The sequence below is a fragment of the Paenibacillus sp. FSL F4-0087 genome (assembly GCF_038020215.1).
GTDB classification, from domain to species: Bacteria; Bacillota; Bacilli; order Paenibacillales; family Paenibacillaceae; genus Paenibacillus; species Paenibacillus taichungensis.
The window spans coordinates 547,569-562,023 of sequence record NZ_JBBODJ010000001.1; the positions used below are offsets into that span (position 1 = coordinate 547,569).

The 14,455-nt window shown below is 45.8% G+C and carries 15 protein-coding genes and 1 other RNA gene; 9 read left to right on the top strand and 7 right to left on the bottom strand.

What is annotated here, in order from left to right:
• Positions 1-93 precede the first annotated feature (93 nt).
• Positions 94-612 (top strand): thiol peroxidase, encoded by a 519-nt coding sequence (gene tpx / locus MHB84_RS02510; RefSeq protein ID WP_076292035.1) that lies wholly within the window; start codon positions 94-96, stop codon positions 610-612.
• A 73-nt stretch (positions 613-685) separates the two neighbouring features.
• Here tpx and MHB84_RS02515 read toward each other — a convergent pair whose 3' ends face one another.
• The 4 genes from MHB84_RS02515 to MHB84_RS02530 all read right to left on the bottom strand — a co-directional run bounded on the left by MHB84_RS02515 (position 686) and on the right by MHB84_RS02530 (position 4,111).
• Positions 686-1,078, bottom strand: a complete 393-nt coding sequence (locus MHB84_RS02515; RefSeq protein WP_024629239.1) for a DUF1499 domain-containing protein — start codon at positions 1,076-1,078, stop codon at positions 686-688.
• Between the two features lie 186 nt (positions 1,079-1,264).
• Positions 1,265-1,456, bottom strand: a non-coding RNA gene (gene ssrS, locus MHB84_RS02520) — 6S RNA.
• 51 nt (positions 1,457-1,507) lie between these two features.
• A complete protein-coding gene (locus MHB84_RS02525; RefSeq protein ID WP_076292036.1) occupies positions 1,508-2,344 on the bottom strand; it encodes a YesL family protein in 837 nt (278 codons plus the stop codon).
• 183 nt (positions 2,345-2,527) lie between these two features.
• A complete protein-coding gene (locus MHB84_RS02530) occupies positions 2,528-4,111 on the bottom strand; it encodes a DEAD/DEAH box helicase (protein WP_076292037.1) in 1,584 nt (527 codons plus the stop codon).
• A gap of 312 nt (positions 4,112-4,423) precedes the next feature.
• Here MHB84_RS02530 and MHB84_RS02535 point away from each other — a divergent pair, with 312 nt between their 5' ends.
• The 4 genes from MHB84_RS02535 (at position 4,424) to MHB84_RS02550 (ending at position 8,512) form a co-directional block, all read left to right on the top strand.
• Positions 4,424-5,236 carry a YitT family protein gene (locus MHB84_RS02535; protein ID WP_375165310.1) on the top strand — a complete coding sequence of 271 codons (813 nt, stop codon included), beginning with the start codon at positions 4,424-4,426 and terminating at the stop codon, positions 5,234-5,236.
• A gap of 175 nt (positions 5,237-5,411) precedes the next feature.
• Positions 5,412-5,600, top strand: coding sequence for a hypothetical protein (locus tag MHB84_RS02540; protein WP_029880762.1), 189 nt, complete (start codon positions 5,412-5,414; stop codon positions 5,598-5,600).
• Positions 5,601-5,761: 161 nt separating this feature from the next.
• A complete protein-coding gene (locus MHB84_RS02545; protein ID WP_076292039.1) occupies positions 5,762-6,943 on the top strand; it encodes a putative glycoside hydrolase in 1,182 nt (393 codons plus the stop codon).
• A 207-nt stretch (positions 6,944-7,150) separates the two neighbouring features.
• Positions 7,151-8,512 carry an MATE family efflux transporter gene (locus MHB84_RS02550; protein ID WP_076292099.1) on the top strand — a complete coding sequence of 454 codons (1,362 nt, stop codon included), beginning with the start codon at positions 7,151-7,153 and terminating at the stop codon, positions 8,510-8,512.
• 78 nt (positions 8,513-8,590) lie between these two features.
• Here the strand turns inward: MHB84_RS02550 and pfkA are convergent, their stop codons facing one another.
• A complete protein-coding gene (pfkA, locus tag MHB84_RS02555; RefSeq protein ID WP_076292040.1) occupies positions 8,591-9,562 on the bottom strand; it encodes a 6-phosphofructokinase in 972 nt (323 codons plus the stop codon).
• 52 nt (positions 9,563-9,614) lie between these two features.
• Positions 9,615-10,694 carry a tetraprenyl-beta-curcumene synthase family protein gene (locus MHB84_RS02560; RefSeq protein ID WP_175381611.1) on the bottom strand — a complete coding sequence of 360 codons (1,080 nt, stop codon included), beginning with the start codon at positions 10,692-10,694 and terminating at the stop codon, positions 9,615-9,617.
• Positions 10,695-10,873: 179 nt separating this feature from the next.
• On the opposite strand from MHB84_RS02560, the gene MHB84_RS02565 reads away from it, so the two are divergent.
• Positions 10,874-12,214 (top strand): multi antimicrobial extrusion protein MatE, encoded by a 1,341-nt coding sequence (locus tag MHB84_RS02565; protein ID WP_076292041.1) that lies wholly within the window; start codon positions 10,874-10,876, stop codon positions 12,212-12,214.
• Between the two features lie 37 nt (positions 12,215-12,251).
• Positions 12,252-13,421 (top strand): MFS transporter, encoded by a 1,170-nt coding sequence (locus tag MHB84_RS02570; protein WP_076292042.1) that lies wholly within the window; start codon positions 12,252-12,254, stop codon positions 13,419-13,421.
• 146 nt (positions 13,422-13,567) lie between these two features.
• Here the strand turns inward: MHB84_RS02570 and MHB84_RS02575 are convergent, their stop codons facing one another.
• A complete protein-coding gene (locus tag MHB84_RS02575; RefSeq protein WP_017689394.1) occupies positions 13,568-13,765 on the bottom strand; it encodes a cold shock domain-containing protein in 198 nt (65 codons plus the stop codon).
• 163 nt (positions 13,766-13,928) lie between these two features.
• Here MHB84_RS02575 and MHB84_RS02580 point away from each other — a divergent pair, with 163 nt between their 5' ends.
• Positions 13,929-14,162: a hypothetical protein gene (locus tag MHB84_RS02580; protein ID WP_024629225.1), complete on the top strand. Its 234-nt coding sequence runs from the start codon at positions 13,929-13,931 to the stop codon at positions 14,160-14,162.
• A 3-nt stretch (positions 14,163-14,165) separates the two neighbouring features.
• Complete coding sequence (locus MHB84_RS02585; protein WP_024629224.1) at positions 14,166-14,351, top strand: hypothetical protein; 186 nt, start codon at positions 14,166-14,168, stop codon at positions 14,349-14,351.
• Positions 14,352-14,455 lie beyond the last annotated feature (104 nt).

The window sequence follows — 14,455 nt, forward strand, 5'->3', positions numbered from 1 at the left end:
TTAATGATCCTCGTCCGAATTGGACAATGCCTTTCATAAAAGATTATAATGGATTTTGGCACGGATCACCAACTTATAAGGAGGAACATTATTATGGCACAAGAACGTACAGGCGCAGCCACCTTTAAAGGCAACCCTATTACATTGATCGGACCCGAGTTGAAAGTGGGCGATCAAGCACCCAATTTTACACTGAGTAAAAACCTGGTTGAAGATGCATCCCTGAAAGACTTCGCAGGTAAAATCAAATTAATCAGCGTTGTTCCTTCACTGGATACTGGCGTATGCGATGCCCAAACTCGTCGCTTCAATGTTGAAGCAGGAGATCTTGGAGACAATGTTGTCGTATTGACAGTAAGCGTTGACCTTCCATTTGCACAAGCACGCTGGTGTGGAGCAGCCGGAGTTGACCGCGTCGTAACACTTTCCGATTACAAAACACGTTCATTCGGTGAAGACTACGGTGTTCTGATCAAAGAATTCCAATTGGACATGCGCTCCATCTTCGTGTTGGATGCTGAAGACCGAATTACATATGTGGAATATCTGCCTGAAATGACAGACTCCCCTAACTTCGAGCAAGCGATTTCCGCTGTAAAAGCCTTGCTGTAAAAGGTAGTTCACGTTCAGAACAAAAGCGAGGAAGGTTAACCTTCTCTCGCTTTTTGTTATTCACCCATCTATTTCAATCATTTGACTTATACTTACTCAGCTTCTTATCCAATACGGAGAACAAGTTCATGATCGTGCGATAATTAGAACCCAGATCTCCAAGTGAACCACGTGAAGCCGAATACATATCGACCGCACTACGAACAGGACTTACCGATATAATGGAAACTGTAATATCCATCGTCCGTCCAAAGGTAGTCCGCTTCTCCAGTATGACCTCTCCCACAGAAGGCACTTCATGCAGCACTTTATAACCCGGAATTTTTTTGAGTGTCGAAGAAACCTCTTCCCAGGCTCTGTCTTTGGATAAGTTATAATACCGTGTTTTTAATTTGGGATCCTTGGCTCGATCGCTGGTTCCCTCCATGCTGCGGATGATACCGACGAGCGTTCTCTTTAAGGTCAAGACCCTTCCTCCTTTGAATGTAACCGTTCCATTTATGTATACTAGTGTAACATTGTTCATGTAGTAACAAAAGGGCAAGCGACACTTTTAACAAAATACAGCCAATTCAACAAAATAAGCTCAAATAAAAAGCACCCTGAAATTCCTGGATTAGAGGAAAGAGTCAGGGTGCTGTACATGATAAAATAGGAACCCGCCTATGCCGTCCGGCTACATTGTCTTATGAACCTGCTTGGCAGGTGGGTGGCCGCAAAAATGTTTTTTGAAGTCCCCATGTCATATAGACAGGGCGTTTCAGCAACATTCTGTATTGATCTCCCGAAGACATCATCATTGGTTCAAAACAACGAATAACCGAAACGTACATCGCAGGATGTACAATTATTATATCCCTAACTGTGTAAAAAGTAAATGGTGACAGCTCATGTTTTATTTTTGGATATTATCTTGTTTTTCGTCAGATGACTTAAGCTCAGATGGTTCAGCCGTCTCTATCGTCTCAACTGACTCCCCTGCCTGTTCAGCGGCTTGTGCAGCTTCCTCTTCTTCTTTCTTTAGTTGCATCTTCTCCATCTGCTCCTGCATCTTATTAAACGTAGCGTAGAAGTTGAAGAAAGCAAACCAAGCAACAATACTAATAATGAAGAAGATGAACAAGACCGGATAACGAAAACCGATATAGAACAACAATCCACTTCCCAGCAACGTGGAAAATACACGGAATGGTCTGATCAACGTCAATAGAACTGCATTTTTGATAATCATTCCGATGGACATGTGGTAATGCACAACCATCGAGAAGAAGTTAAAGAGAGAAACAAACAGCAGCAGCAGCAGTACGAGCATAATAATTCCGACCAGCTGCATATTCTTAAATTGTGTCATGTATACTGTGTAATCCAGATACATGATGGCAAACAGCAAGGTATAGAAGACGCCTCCGATTAAACTCTGTTTGTAGTTCTCTTTGTAACCTACAAAGAAAGTACGGAAGATCGGCACATCCGTATCACCCATATTCCATTTACGAACAACCGTAAACAGCGCCGACGTCGCCGGGAATAGTGTAAGCGGTGCCACAATGGCTATAGCCCAGTTCATTTGTAGTGATTCGTTAGCCAGGTTCTGCTGCATCACGAGCAGTTTCATAAACAAGAAAAACAAGAACGGAGACGAACAAATAGCCCACAACAAATTGGTTGCGGCCAGTCTCGTAATCCACTCTGTAAGTCGGTAGATCCCACCCATAGCTCCTTTAAATTCCAAACAATTCTCCTCCTCCGCAGCCTTGCGTCTAGCCTTAATTCTAATAATATTAATATACCTTATTATAGATAGGAAAAGCCAGCCCTTCCCGAAAAGAGATCGACAGCATAATGGTTTCGCATAATCTGCACATAAAAAAATGGAGCAGTCGCCCTGCTCCATTTTCCAGTTCACACTTGTATATTATTCGAAAGAAGAATCTTTGGCAGGACGACGTCCTTCGTTGTTGCTTGGACGTGGTTTGCGGTCACGGTTGTAACCACCTTCTCTGCTTCCACTTCCGCTTCCACTGCTGTTACGATCGCGGTTGTATCCGCCACGTCCGCCGCCACTGCTGTTGCGATCACGGTTGTAACCACCGCCACCACTGCTGCTGCGGTTGCCGCTGTAACCAGATGGTTTACGTCCGCCAGAGCGAACATCCGGTTTACGACGTTTTGCACGGATCGGATCTTCAGGAGTCAGATCAACTTGAGCATCTTTTTTGTCACCTGTCAGGAGCTTCAGCGCAGCTGACAACAGTTGAACAGAATCATATTGCTCAAGCATTTGAATCGCGATACCTTTGTATTCGTTCAGTTCGCCAGATTGTACGATTTCGAGCAAACGCTCAGCTGTCAAACGTTGTTTTCCTTCTACAGCCTCAGCCATTGTTGGCAGTGGTTTGCGCGGAATACGGTGACGTGTTACACGCTCAATGAAGTGCAGGTGGTCGATTTCACGCGGAGTTACGAAAGACCATGCAGCACCCTCTTTACCCGCACGACCTGTACGGCCGATACGGTGAACATAGCTCTCCGGATCTTGCGGAAGGTCAAAGTTCACAACGTGAGTTACGCCGGATACGTCGAGTCCACGTGCAGCTACGTCTGTTGCAACGAGTACATCAATGCTGCCGTCACGGAACTTACGCATTACTGTATCACGTTGGTTTTGCGACAAGTCACCATGAAGACCGTCAGCAGAGTATCCACGTTTTTGCAGAGCTTCAGCCAATTCGTCAACACGACGTTTAGTACGTCCGAATACGATCGCCAGTTCAGGAGATTCCATATCCAACAAACGGCTGAGTGCTTCGAATTTTTGACGCTCAGGTACTTCGATGTAAGCTTGGTCAATCAAAGGCGCGCTTACTTGTTTAGGGATTACGGAAACGTGCTCAGGGTTGTTCAAGAATTGTTGAGCCAATTTTTGAATGTTAGGAGGCATTGTTGCTGAGAACAGCATCGTTTGACGCTCGTCTGGAACTTGTTTCAGGATGGATTGAATATCCTCCATGAAACCCATGTCGAGCATTTCATCTGCTTCATCCAATACAACAGTTTGTACATCATCAAGTTTGATTGTTTTGCGGTTGATATGGTCCAAGAGACGTCCTGGTGTACCAATGATGATCTGTGGTTTTCTTTTCAGTGCACGGATTTGACGAACGATATCTTGTCCTCCGTAAATTGGCAGGGAGCGCAAACCTTTGAAGCGGGTGAGTTTTTCGATTTCTTCGGCAACTTGGATCGCGAGTTCACGTGTAGGTGCCATAATGAGGGCGCGGATTTTTTCATCACTTTTGGAGATTTTGCTGATCAATGGAATACCAAATGCAGCGGTTTTACCAGTACCCGTTTGAGCTTGACCGATCAAGTCTCTGCCTTCAAGAGCAAGAGGGATTGATTTGGATTGAATCGGAGTTGCCTCTTCAAAACCAAGTTCGGTGATCGCTTGCAGCACCAGTGGTTCAAGATTGAAATCTGTGAAATTTAAATTTGTCAAAATTATTCATACTCCTTCTATATGGTGGACATGGTGGACAATCCACTTTGTTGTCTGTATTCTTAAGTAGCGTTAATATTTATAGGTTATCCCATCAAGTCGAATTATTTTCACAAACGAACATAATTCGTGAATGGGTCCCCAACATAAGACTAAAACTACATACATGCGTTTGAAACATTTCAAATTTTATAGTTCCATTTGGAAAAAGTTTCCTACTCAAGAATATCCACAAATCATTATATCACAAAACAATTCAAGATTACCAGCAATCTGGTTTTAAATATAAATGAGGTGATTAAATTGCCCAAAATGGTTTGGCACTTTTTAGTGATCGTATTGGGTGCTGCAGCTATTGCCTGCGGCTTCAACTGGTTTTTGGTTCCCCATCAGCTTCTTAGCGGCGGAGTATCCGGTATTTCCATGCTTCTCGGCTATTTTACGAATTTGAATCTTAGTATAATGTATTTTGTTCTAAACATTCCTCTGCTGGTTGCAGGTTGGTTTATTCTTGGACGACGTTTCATTACATTAAGTATTGTTTCGGTAGCAGCCACTTCATGGTTCATCGGGCTTCTGCCTGTTTTTGCTGTGGCAACAGACCCCCTTCTGAGCTGTGTTTTTGGCGGCGTGTTAGTGGGATTGGGTACCGGAGTTTCCTTCCGAGTCGGCGGCTCGACGGGCGGGCTCGACATTGTTGGTTCCATTTTCACCCGTAATCGTGATTTCCCGATTGGTACGGTAATGGCTGGCATGAACGGAGCCATTATTATGCTCGCAGGCTATCTGAATGATGACTGGAACATCGCGCTTGCCTCCATGGTATCGATCTATATCACAGGCAAAGTGCTGGATCTGATTCACATCAGCCATGTCAAAGTCACATTGTACATCATTACCAATGAAACCGAAGCGATGTTGAAAAAATTGCTTGTTCGCCCTCGTGGGGTCACCAAAATCAAAACCCAGGGAGCATATACAGACATCGAAAAGGACATGTTAATGACAGTGACTACTCGCTACGAACTCGTTGAAATCAAACGAATTATCAAGGAAACGGATCCGAACGCCTTTGTTAATATTGTGGAAACGGTTGGAGTTATGGGCTCTTTCCGCCGAAGTTGAGACAGATGTACGGTTAACAATTCTAAACATTGTGGTATAATAACGGTGTACGGCTCCTAAATATGTTGTATAGCAGGATGTGCCCTTCAATTTCACAGAACCATGTGCTTTTCCGATTCGCGCCGAATGACTTACCATTTTGGAATTCGAGTAGGAAAGGGTGATTATTGTGGATATGGAAACGGTAAAACTGTTTGAAATCGTCAACAGATGGTGCCCGGAAATGCTCCCTTTCTTAAAACCGAATGAGCTCGACTCACTGATTGTTCTCCGGGATGGGCTGGGCATCTTGGAACAGGGAGACGCAATGGAAATCATTCAGTACAGTATTTGTGAGCATCAAAATGAGATTTACATTCAATAATTTTTTTAGATTGATCACGCCGCTTCTTGTGGGGGTTAACCCTCAACAGGAAGCGGTTTTCATTTTCCCCATGTGTTTCATCACTTGAATAATATGGTTAAAAGCCCAGAGGCTTTAATGTATAATTCAAACATGGAATGCACATAGGGGAGTGGAAATGAATGAACATGTTTTGGGCTTTACTGGCTATGGCCTGGGGAACTATCAGTGGTGCACCCGCTACAGCCGATCAAGGGAATCAGCCTTTTCAATCTTTAACAAACAGCTTCAATACCGCCATTATTCAATCTCAAAAAGATCATGTCGTTATTGATGCGGATAACCCACCTGCCAAAATTGACCCTCAACCCGATGCACCCGTTGTCAAAGGCATCTATGTGACGGCTTACAGCGCCGGTGGTGCACGCATGACATCATTACTCGATCTGATGGATAACACAGAGCTCAATTCCATGGTCATTGATATCAAGGACGATCTCGGATACATAACTTACCCTACGGAGAACAAGACATTACAGGAAATGGGCAAATCTCAGCCTTTTATCCGTGATATTGATGCCTTGATGAAACGCCTGCAAAAACATGATGTTTACCCGATCGCACGAGTGGTTGTATTCAAGGATACGATTCTCGCCAAGAAAAATCCGGAGCTCTCTTTCCGCAACAAGGACGGTTCTGTATGGGCCAATGGCAAAGGCGACAGCTTCGTGAATCCCTACAGTAAGGAAGTATGGGATTACAACATAGAGATCGCCAAGGAAGCTGCTAAATTGGGATTTAAGGAAATTCAGTTCGACTATGTTCGTTTTCCGGAAGGTTTTGAAACGCGTGCAGACGCATTGAAATACACCAAGTCTGACAAGTCCCGGGTCGACATTGTAGCCGAATTCGTGCAGTATGCACGCAAAGAGCTCGCACCGCTGGGTGTCCGAGTCTCGGTAGATATATTCGGTTACGCAGCCTCAGTACCAGCAGCCGAGGGTATTGGACAGGATTTTGTGAAGATATCTGAAAACGTGGATGTCATTTCGCCGATGGTTTACCCGAGTCACTACTCCACCGGCTGGTACGGTGTGAAGGACCCTGACAAAGATCCCTATACGACCATCAAAGGCTCCATGAAAGATACACATAAGAAACTCGATCCAACCAAGGAGCTGAAACCCGTTATCCGCCCATGGATTCAGGACTTTACAGCAAGCTGGTTAGGCAGCGGACATTACATCAAATACGGCAAAAAACAGGTAGAAGACCAAATTCGTGCGATGAAAGACATGGATGTGGATGAGTACCTGCTCTGGAATGCTTCCAATCGATATACACCAGATGTAAACTATAAATAATGCACTCTTATTTTTGTTCATTTTACTCCAATAACCTCGTTCCGTATTCTCTGGAGCGAGGTTTTTTACTATGCTCTCAACCTTACCTTCCGCACAACCATATTCCCCTCCCTATTCAAATTGGGCAAAATCCACTACAATAAATAGCTGTCCGTACATGACAGTTTAGTGATAACTCTTAAGAATAGTGAGGCACTGCCAGTGAACATGACCACCACCAGCTTTTCTCAAAAAGTTAAGCAATTCCTGATTATATTTCTACCCATCTTCACCACACAAATCGCCCTCTCTGCCATGTCGTTTTTCGATACCAATATGTCAGGCAAGTTCTCCCCTGCTGATCTCGCTGGTGTCGCCATTGGTGCAAGCCTGTGGTTGCCCGTACAGACAGGACTCAGTGGTATTCTGATTGGCATTACACCTGTTGTCTCACACCTGCTCGGTTCGAATCGTAATGACAAGATTGGTCATAGCGTCATTCAAGCCTTATATCTCGGTGTGGCGGTCGGAATCGTCGTTCTTGCAGCAGGTACATTACTGCTCAGTCCCATTCTTAACGGAATGCCTTTGGAGCCGCGGGTTGCCCAAGTCGCCTTCTATTTTCTGTGTGCTTTGGCTTTTGGGGTTATCCCCCTTTTCGGCTACACTGTGCTGCGGAGTTTTATGGATGCACTGGGCCAGACACGGATCACCATGATGATTACGCTGGTTTCGCTGCCTGTAAACATCTTCCTGAACTATTTGCTTATCTTTGGACGCTGGGGCTTCCCTCAACTGGGAGGTGTCGGAGCAGGTGTAGCTACAGCAAGTACATACTGGCTCATTTTTCTCCTCAGCCTCTTTTTCGTACACCGAATTGAGCCCTTTGCCCAATATGGGATCTTTCGAAAATTGCCCAACATTTCAATGACCAAATGGAAAGAGCTGCTCAAGATCGGTGTTCCCATCGGTTTCGCTACTTTTTTTGAAACCTCTATCTTTGCAGCGGTCACATTATTAATGAGCCGGTTCGACACTATTACGATTGCTGCCCATCAGGCAGCCCTGAATTTCGCTTCTACGCTGTATATGCTGCCTGTGAGTATATGTATGGCCCTTACGATTCTTGTGGGCTATGAGGCGGGCGCAGGGCGTGTGAGAGACGCAAAGCAATACAGCCTCCTGGGTATCGGAGGAGCCATTGGGCTCTCTCTGTTAACAGCTGTGGTATTACTGGTATTCGGGGAACAAATTGCAGGCGTGTACTCGAATGATCGCGAAGTTATTGCTTTGACACAGCATTTCCTGATTTACGCCATCTTCTTTCAAATCTCTGATGCCATTGCCACCCCAACGCAGGGAGCACTTCGGGGTTACAAGGACGTGAATCCTGCATTGATCATAACGTTTGTCGCGTATTGGATCATCGGTCTACCGGTCGGCTACATCACGGCTACGTATACCTCACTCGGTGCCTTTGGATACTGGGTTGGACTCATTGCCGGCCTCGCCGTTGGAGCAACAGCGCTTCTCTGGAGATTGTTCCTTGTTCAGAAGCAAGCCTCGGTTCGTATGGCTGAAAATAAATAATGGAAATATAACAAAGAGCACAGCCCGCGATAAAACGGGACTGTGCTCATTTAATTTAAACTTTTGTTGATGACTGGATTATTGGGACAAACGCTGTGCAAGCTGGTAAGTCTCCATATCGAAGTCTTTTTTCGTATTAACAACTTTATCAATATCCGTCAGGGTCAGTTCTCCCTTGATAATACCGCAACCTTTGTCTGTCTCACCTGCGATCAGACTGCGTACGGCGAAATCTCCCAGACGACTGGCAAGGTTACGGTCAAACGGAGTTGGCGTACCTCCACGCTGAATGTGACCCAAAACAGTTACACGTGGCTCATACGTTGGGCAGCGTTCCATCAGTTCTTTCGCTACATCTTCACCTTTGCCCACGCCTTCAGCAACGATGATGATACTGTGGCGTTTGCCATGTGCAAAATTGGCTTTCATCCGATCTGCCACTTCGTCCATGTCAAACGGAACTTCCGGTACAAGAATCGTTTCTGCACCCGATGCGAGTCCTGCATGTAAAGCGATATCGCCACAGTGACGGCCCATTACTTCAACGATGGAAGAGCGTTCGTGTGAAGACATGGTATCGCGCAATTTGTTTACTGCATCTACTACTACACTTACTGCTGTATCGAATCCGATCGTATAATCGGTGAAAGAAACGTCATTATCAATCGTTCCCGGAAGACCCATCGTGTTGATGCCCAACTTGCTCAGTTTGTTGGCACCGTTATATGAACCGTCTCCACCAATAACAACCAGGCCGTCAATACCGCGTGCACGCAGAATGTCTGCACCTTTTTGCTGACCTTCAGCGGTATAGAATTCCTTGCAGCGTGCCGATTGCAGAACCGTTCCCCCACGCTGGATGATATCCCCTACACTCCGCAAATCCATTGGGAAAATATCGTTATTCAAAAGACCTTGGTATCCACGTTGAACCCCGTACACTTCGAGACCGTGAAACAGTCCGCTGCGAACAACCGCACGAACAGCCGCGTTCATCCCTTGTGAATCACCACCGCTCGTTAAAACTGCGATTTTCTTTACTGCTGTCATGATGTTTCTTCCTCCTCTAGTTTCACTTCAGGCTCCCACCAATACGCCTGACTTACATATGCTTACGAATCCAGCGGCTAAAGATAAAGAAAAATACTCTTGTCATCGGACTATTCTTCATCAAACGCTTGGAAACGACGCGAACTTCCTGTTGTTCGCTGACTTTGGGATCAGACAGGTAAATGGCAAGCAGTCCTTCGATAATCATCCGGTGGAACGAACTTCCCGGAATCTTCTGCACATCACTGCGGGCCATCTCCACAATAAAAGCAATTCGGTCCAGCATTGTCTCCACATTCTCATAATAATTGCAGAAGTTGAGATCTCCTCCGATACGATCTTCATCCTGATCGATTAAATAATCGAGCATAATATGCAGAGCACATACATGAGGAAAATAGGCAGTGTGGATCGAAGCCGCCTGCTCCTCTGTCAGCTGATCATCACTCGCAGCCAGAAACAGCATGAATACGCCCAGCGTAGAGCCGGTAGCGGCGGCAAATTCGTTCCAACGGAACTGAGGTGTGCGGTGGCGATGTTCCGACCACCATTCCAGCAAAGCCGTTTCTCTCAGTTCCGGCTTGATGTGCTTATATACCTGCAGGTCCGTGTATAGGCCTGCCAGATCCTGAATTTGAGGCTTGGCGGATGCATAGCCTGGCAGCTGACGAGTCAGCTCCTGACATGAGGTCACCAGATTCCTTAGGTATCCACCATCATCCTGCTCCTCACGGAGCGCGTAATAATTGACAGGGGTTGCTTCGGGATCTACCGCATCAAGCATAGATTGATGGAGAAGCCGAAAGTCATTCGGGTCCATCGATGTACTGCGATCACACAGATTGTCCAAATAATCACTAATAGTCTGATATGAAACGATCAAAGGAATCAGAATGTGCCTGTTCGGCAAATCAGGTAAAGCATAAACGGTCCCGCCTTCACAGTGGAACTGCTTGTCCCTGAGACTGGCCAGTGCCTGATTGCGCAATTCCTCATTCGGAATTTTCTCAGCTTGGGCACGCCATCCATCCAATTCCTTCCGCGTTTCCGGAATGGTGTATTTGTACACCCCTCTCATCAATGCCAACGGTCCACGCGGATATTGATGACGATTTCGATTTGATTGGCTCAAAATAAATGTGCCTCCACTTGGTTGAATACGTATTAGAGCGATTTTTAACCAATCCTATTATAATATGATCCCCTTAATTGTACAAATGATCTCCCGCATATTCCGCACAAAAAATCGCATCCGCTTTCAAGGCTTTGTGATATACTAGGCATATTTCATCCATCAAAGGAGTCGTTGACATGACGTCAAGTGAACCACTTTCGTGGAGACGGTTATTTGCATTTTTTGTGCCCCTGGGCATATCCGCCTCTCTCGTTACCATTTCGCACGTAATCATTAACAGTACACTCGCACGTTCCGCTCATCCCGAGACGGTCATTGCCAGCTACGCCATCGCTGGTAGCCTGCTAACCCTCACCGAGCGCCCTTCAACCCTACTGCGTCAAACCTGTTCGGCGCTGGTTCGGGACCGCCTTTCCTTTCAGGCCCTCACGTTTGTGACCAAAATATTTCTCGCTTGTGTACTTCTAATCGGATTTCTCATCGTATATTCTCCCATTGGTACAGGTGTATTCAAATATCTGTTTGGCGTAAGCCCGGATCTGTTATCCAAAGTGATCGACGTCTACGAGATTCTCATGTATGTCAGCATCTTTTCGGTCATCCGCAATATCTATCAAGGCATCATTATTACGAATAACCGTACGAAATGGCTGACAATCGGTATGTTATTCCGCCTTGCTGGCATGTATGGCCTGTCCTTGTATTTCATATATACTGACAGTATTGATAGTGGACGTGTAGGCGCTATCATTTTTGCGGCAGGAATGATGATTGAGGCTTTGGTCAGTTTTCTTGAAGGTAACAGCATTAAACGCAAGATGCCAGCCAAGCTGGAAGATCATCCTGTTGAAAACAAGGCAGACGTCTTTCGCTTTTACAAACCGCTGTTATTATCCAGTTTTGTGGCACTGTTTATCGGACCCGTCATTAATATCGTACTTGGCAAAACGACCGGGATTGCTCTAGCCATCTCTTCCTTTGCCGTTGCGAGTAGCCTGATGCAGCTGATGCTTAGCTTTTTTACATACATCCACCAAATCGTGCTAAATTTCTATCTTGTTGATGCCAAACTAGTGAAGAAGTTCGCACTGGTCACCGGATTTGTTCCTTTTGCCATGACCGTGTCGATTGCCTACACCCCGCTTGGACCGTGGGTATTGGAAAATGTAATGAGCGTTCAGGGCAATCTGCTACAGCAAAGTTTGTGGACACTACGTGCGTTTGTGCTCTTTCCGCTGATTTCACCTTTTCTCGACTTCAGTAATGGTTTGATTCTACTGCGCGGACAGACCAAAACGATGTTTCGCTCCCAGACGGCCAATGCCATATGTACGGTGATCGTCCTGCTCATTCTAGTTAGCATATTCCCTGCGTGGAACGGCATGATCGGTGCAGTGGCTCAATCCCTAGGCCTGCTTGCCGAGCTTGTCATTGTCTGGCTTGTCATCCGGCGTACGCAGAAGGAACCTAGCATGTCTGTACACTCATCCGGGAAATCATCTTCCCTCAAGGGATAATAAATTTGAACTGTAATCAAGAATGGAGCCTTTCATCATGAAATCAAGTCATACTGCCCGGCCAGATCAAAACTGGCTGCGGGCACTTATGTTCACCATCTTCGGTTCCACCGTTCTGGTGGTATCGTATTTCCAGCTTTATTTCAGTCATCTGGGGTTCAGTCGGGCCGAAATCGGTTACCTTTACGGAATCGGTCCTCTCGTCTCCGTATTCTCCAACATGTTCTGGAGTATGGCCAGTGACCGTTACAAAACTGTACGCAAAGTGATGATCATCCTGCTTGCCGGGCAACTGATCACAGGTGTCATGCTTGCCAATGCCACAACCTTTGGTCAGGTGTTTGTACTGGTGACCCTGTTTTACTTTTTCTACTACCCGGTTTATCCACTTTCGGATACGATGGCGATTACAACCGCAAGCAAGTATGGGCGAAATTTCACTTCCATTCGTGTATTTGGCTCGATCGGATATGCGTTCTTTGCCTTAAGCATTGGATATTTTCTCGGATCTTTCGGATCAGGATGGACGATGTGGGTATGTATCGCTCTGGCCGCGACTACTCTCCTAATCGGTTTTCGATTAAAAGATCAGCCTTCGGGCAGCAGCACTAAAATGGATCTTTCGGGACTATGGTCCATCTTGAAACGAAGGGATGTCCTCACCTTTTTCGGATGCGTTTTTCTGCTCGCTCTAGGTCACCGGATGAATGAAGCTTTTCTCACCATTACACTGAAAGATCTAGGTGCCAGTGAAGGGCTCATCGGCTGGTCCCTGTTGATCTCTTCGGTCAGTGAAATTCCGGTGTTTTTGCTGCTAAGCAGATACGGCAATCGCTACAAAGAACTTCCTTTGCTGACGATCGCTGCGCTGATGTATACGATTCGCTTATTTCTGATGTCCATCTCGGATACACCCGCGGCGGTCGTTGCCATTCAGACGATGCACAGCGTGACCTTTGGCATCTTCTACGTGACGGCAGTCCGTTATATTACCCGCCTTGTTCCGGATGGCTATCGCGCCACTGGTATGGCCTTGTTCACCATTGTGTGGTCCAGCGCTTCCGGTCTGCTCAGCGGAACACTGGGAGGATTGCTGCTGGAGCATACCAACAGAAACACCTTCTATCTCACTGCGATGGCGTTTTCTCTGGCGGCACTTGTTGGATTTTGTATGAAGCTTTGGTCAAGCATGACTAGCCGCACATAAACATCCAAAAAGGATTTCCCATATGGAACTCCACTTATCAAATATATCAAAAAAAGCACAGTCTCCCATGGGGGGACTGTGCTTGGGTTCGTATATTCAGCTAGAAGCCAATCATTTATAAGAAATCCGTATGATCGGAAAAATTCTTACAATTTGTTTACGTTAGCTGCTTGAGGACCACGGTTTCCATCAGTGATTTCGAATTCTACCGCTTGACCTTCTTCCAATGTTTTAAAGCCGTCGCCTTGGATTGCGGAGAAATGTACGAATACGTCCTCGCCGCCTTCAACTGAAATAAAGCCATAGCCTTTTTCTGCGTTAAACCATTTAACTGTACCTTTCAAATGAACAACCTCCTAAAAATATCGCCATCTATGGCGAATACCCTCATTATACTGTATGACCTTCTACATTGCAATTTATCTTTTCCATAAAAGTCGAAAAAATTTGCTTTGAATCCAAGGGTACGGTATCATTTTACCAAAACCGTTAGTTTGGAGACTACCTATGATAAAAAAACATGAAATATACAAAACAGACAAGTGGAATATGATGACCGTAGAAGTTCAAGGCAAATATCTGGTGCTTCGGGAAATCTCGGAAGAATGGGGCGAAGAATGCCATACCTTCCTCAGCCGTCCTGCGTTGATGCACTGGGCTGAACGCCGCTTCCCGAAAGAAGATTTCGAGAACCGCGAGGACGAATGGCGTCAATTGATGGCTGCCTTCAAAGGGGTCTAGCCCATGCAGCTTGACTCAAGCAATGTTGTCATCTTTATTATTCTTGCTTTTTCCTTAGGAATCGTGCTGATTCTGGGACGCAACTCCATCCCGGATCGTCTAAGACGGGGCATGGCTCTGATTGCCACCCTGCTGATCTGTTTCGCATTTTTCCTGATCGTTTACTTTTTGGTCAATATGGGAGCCTAGCTTCATCAAATATTTCAATGCCCCTCAGGTCATACTATACGGGATTATTCGTATAGTGAGGAGGAAGGCCGTTGAAATACCGCAAATCGCTGTTCATTTTGCTG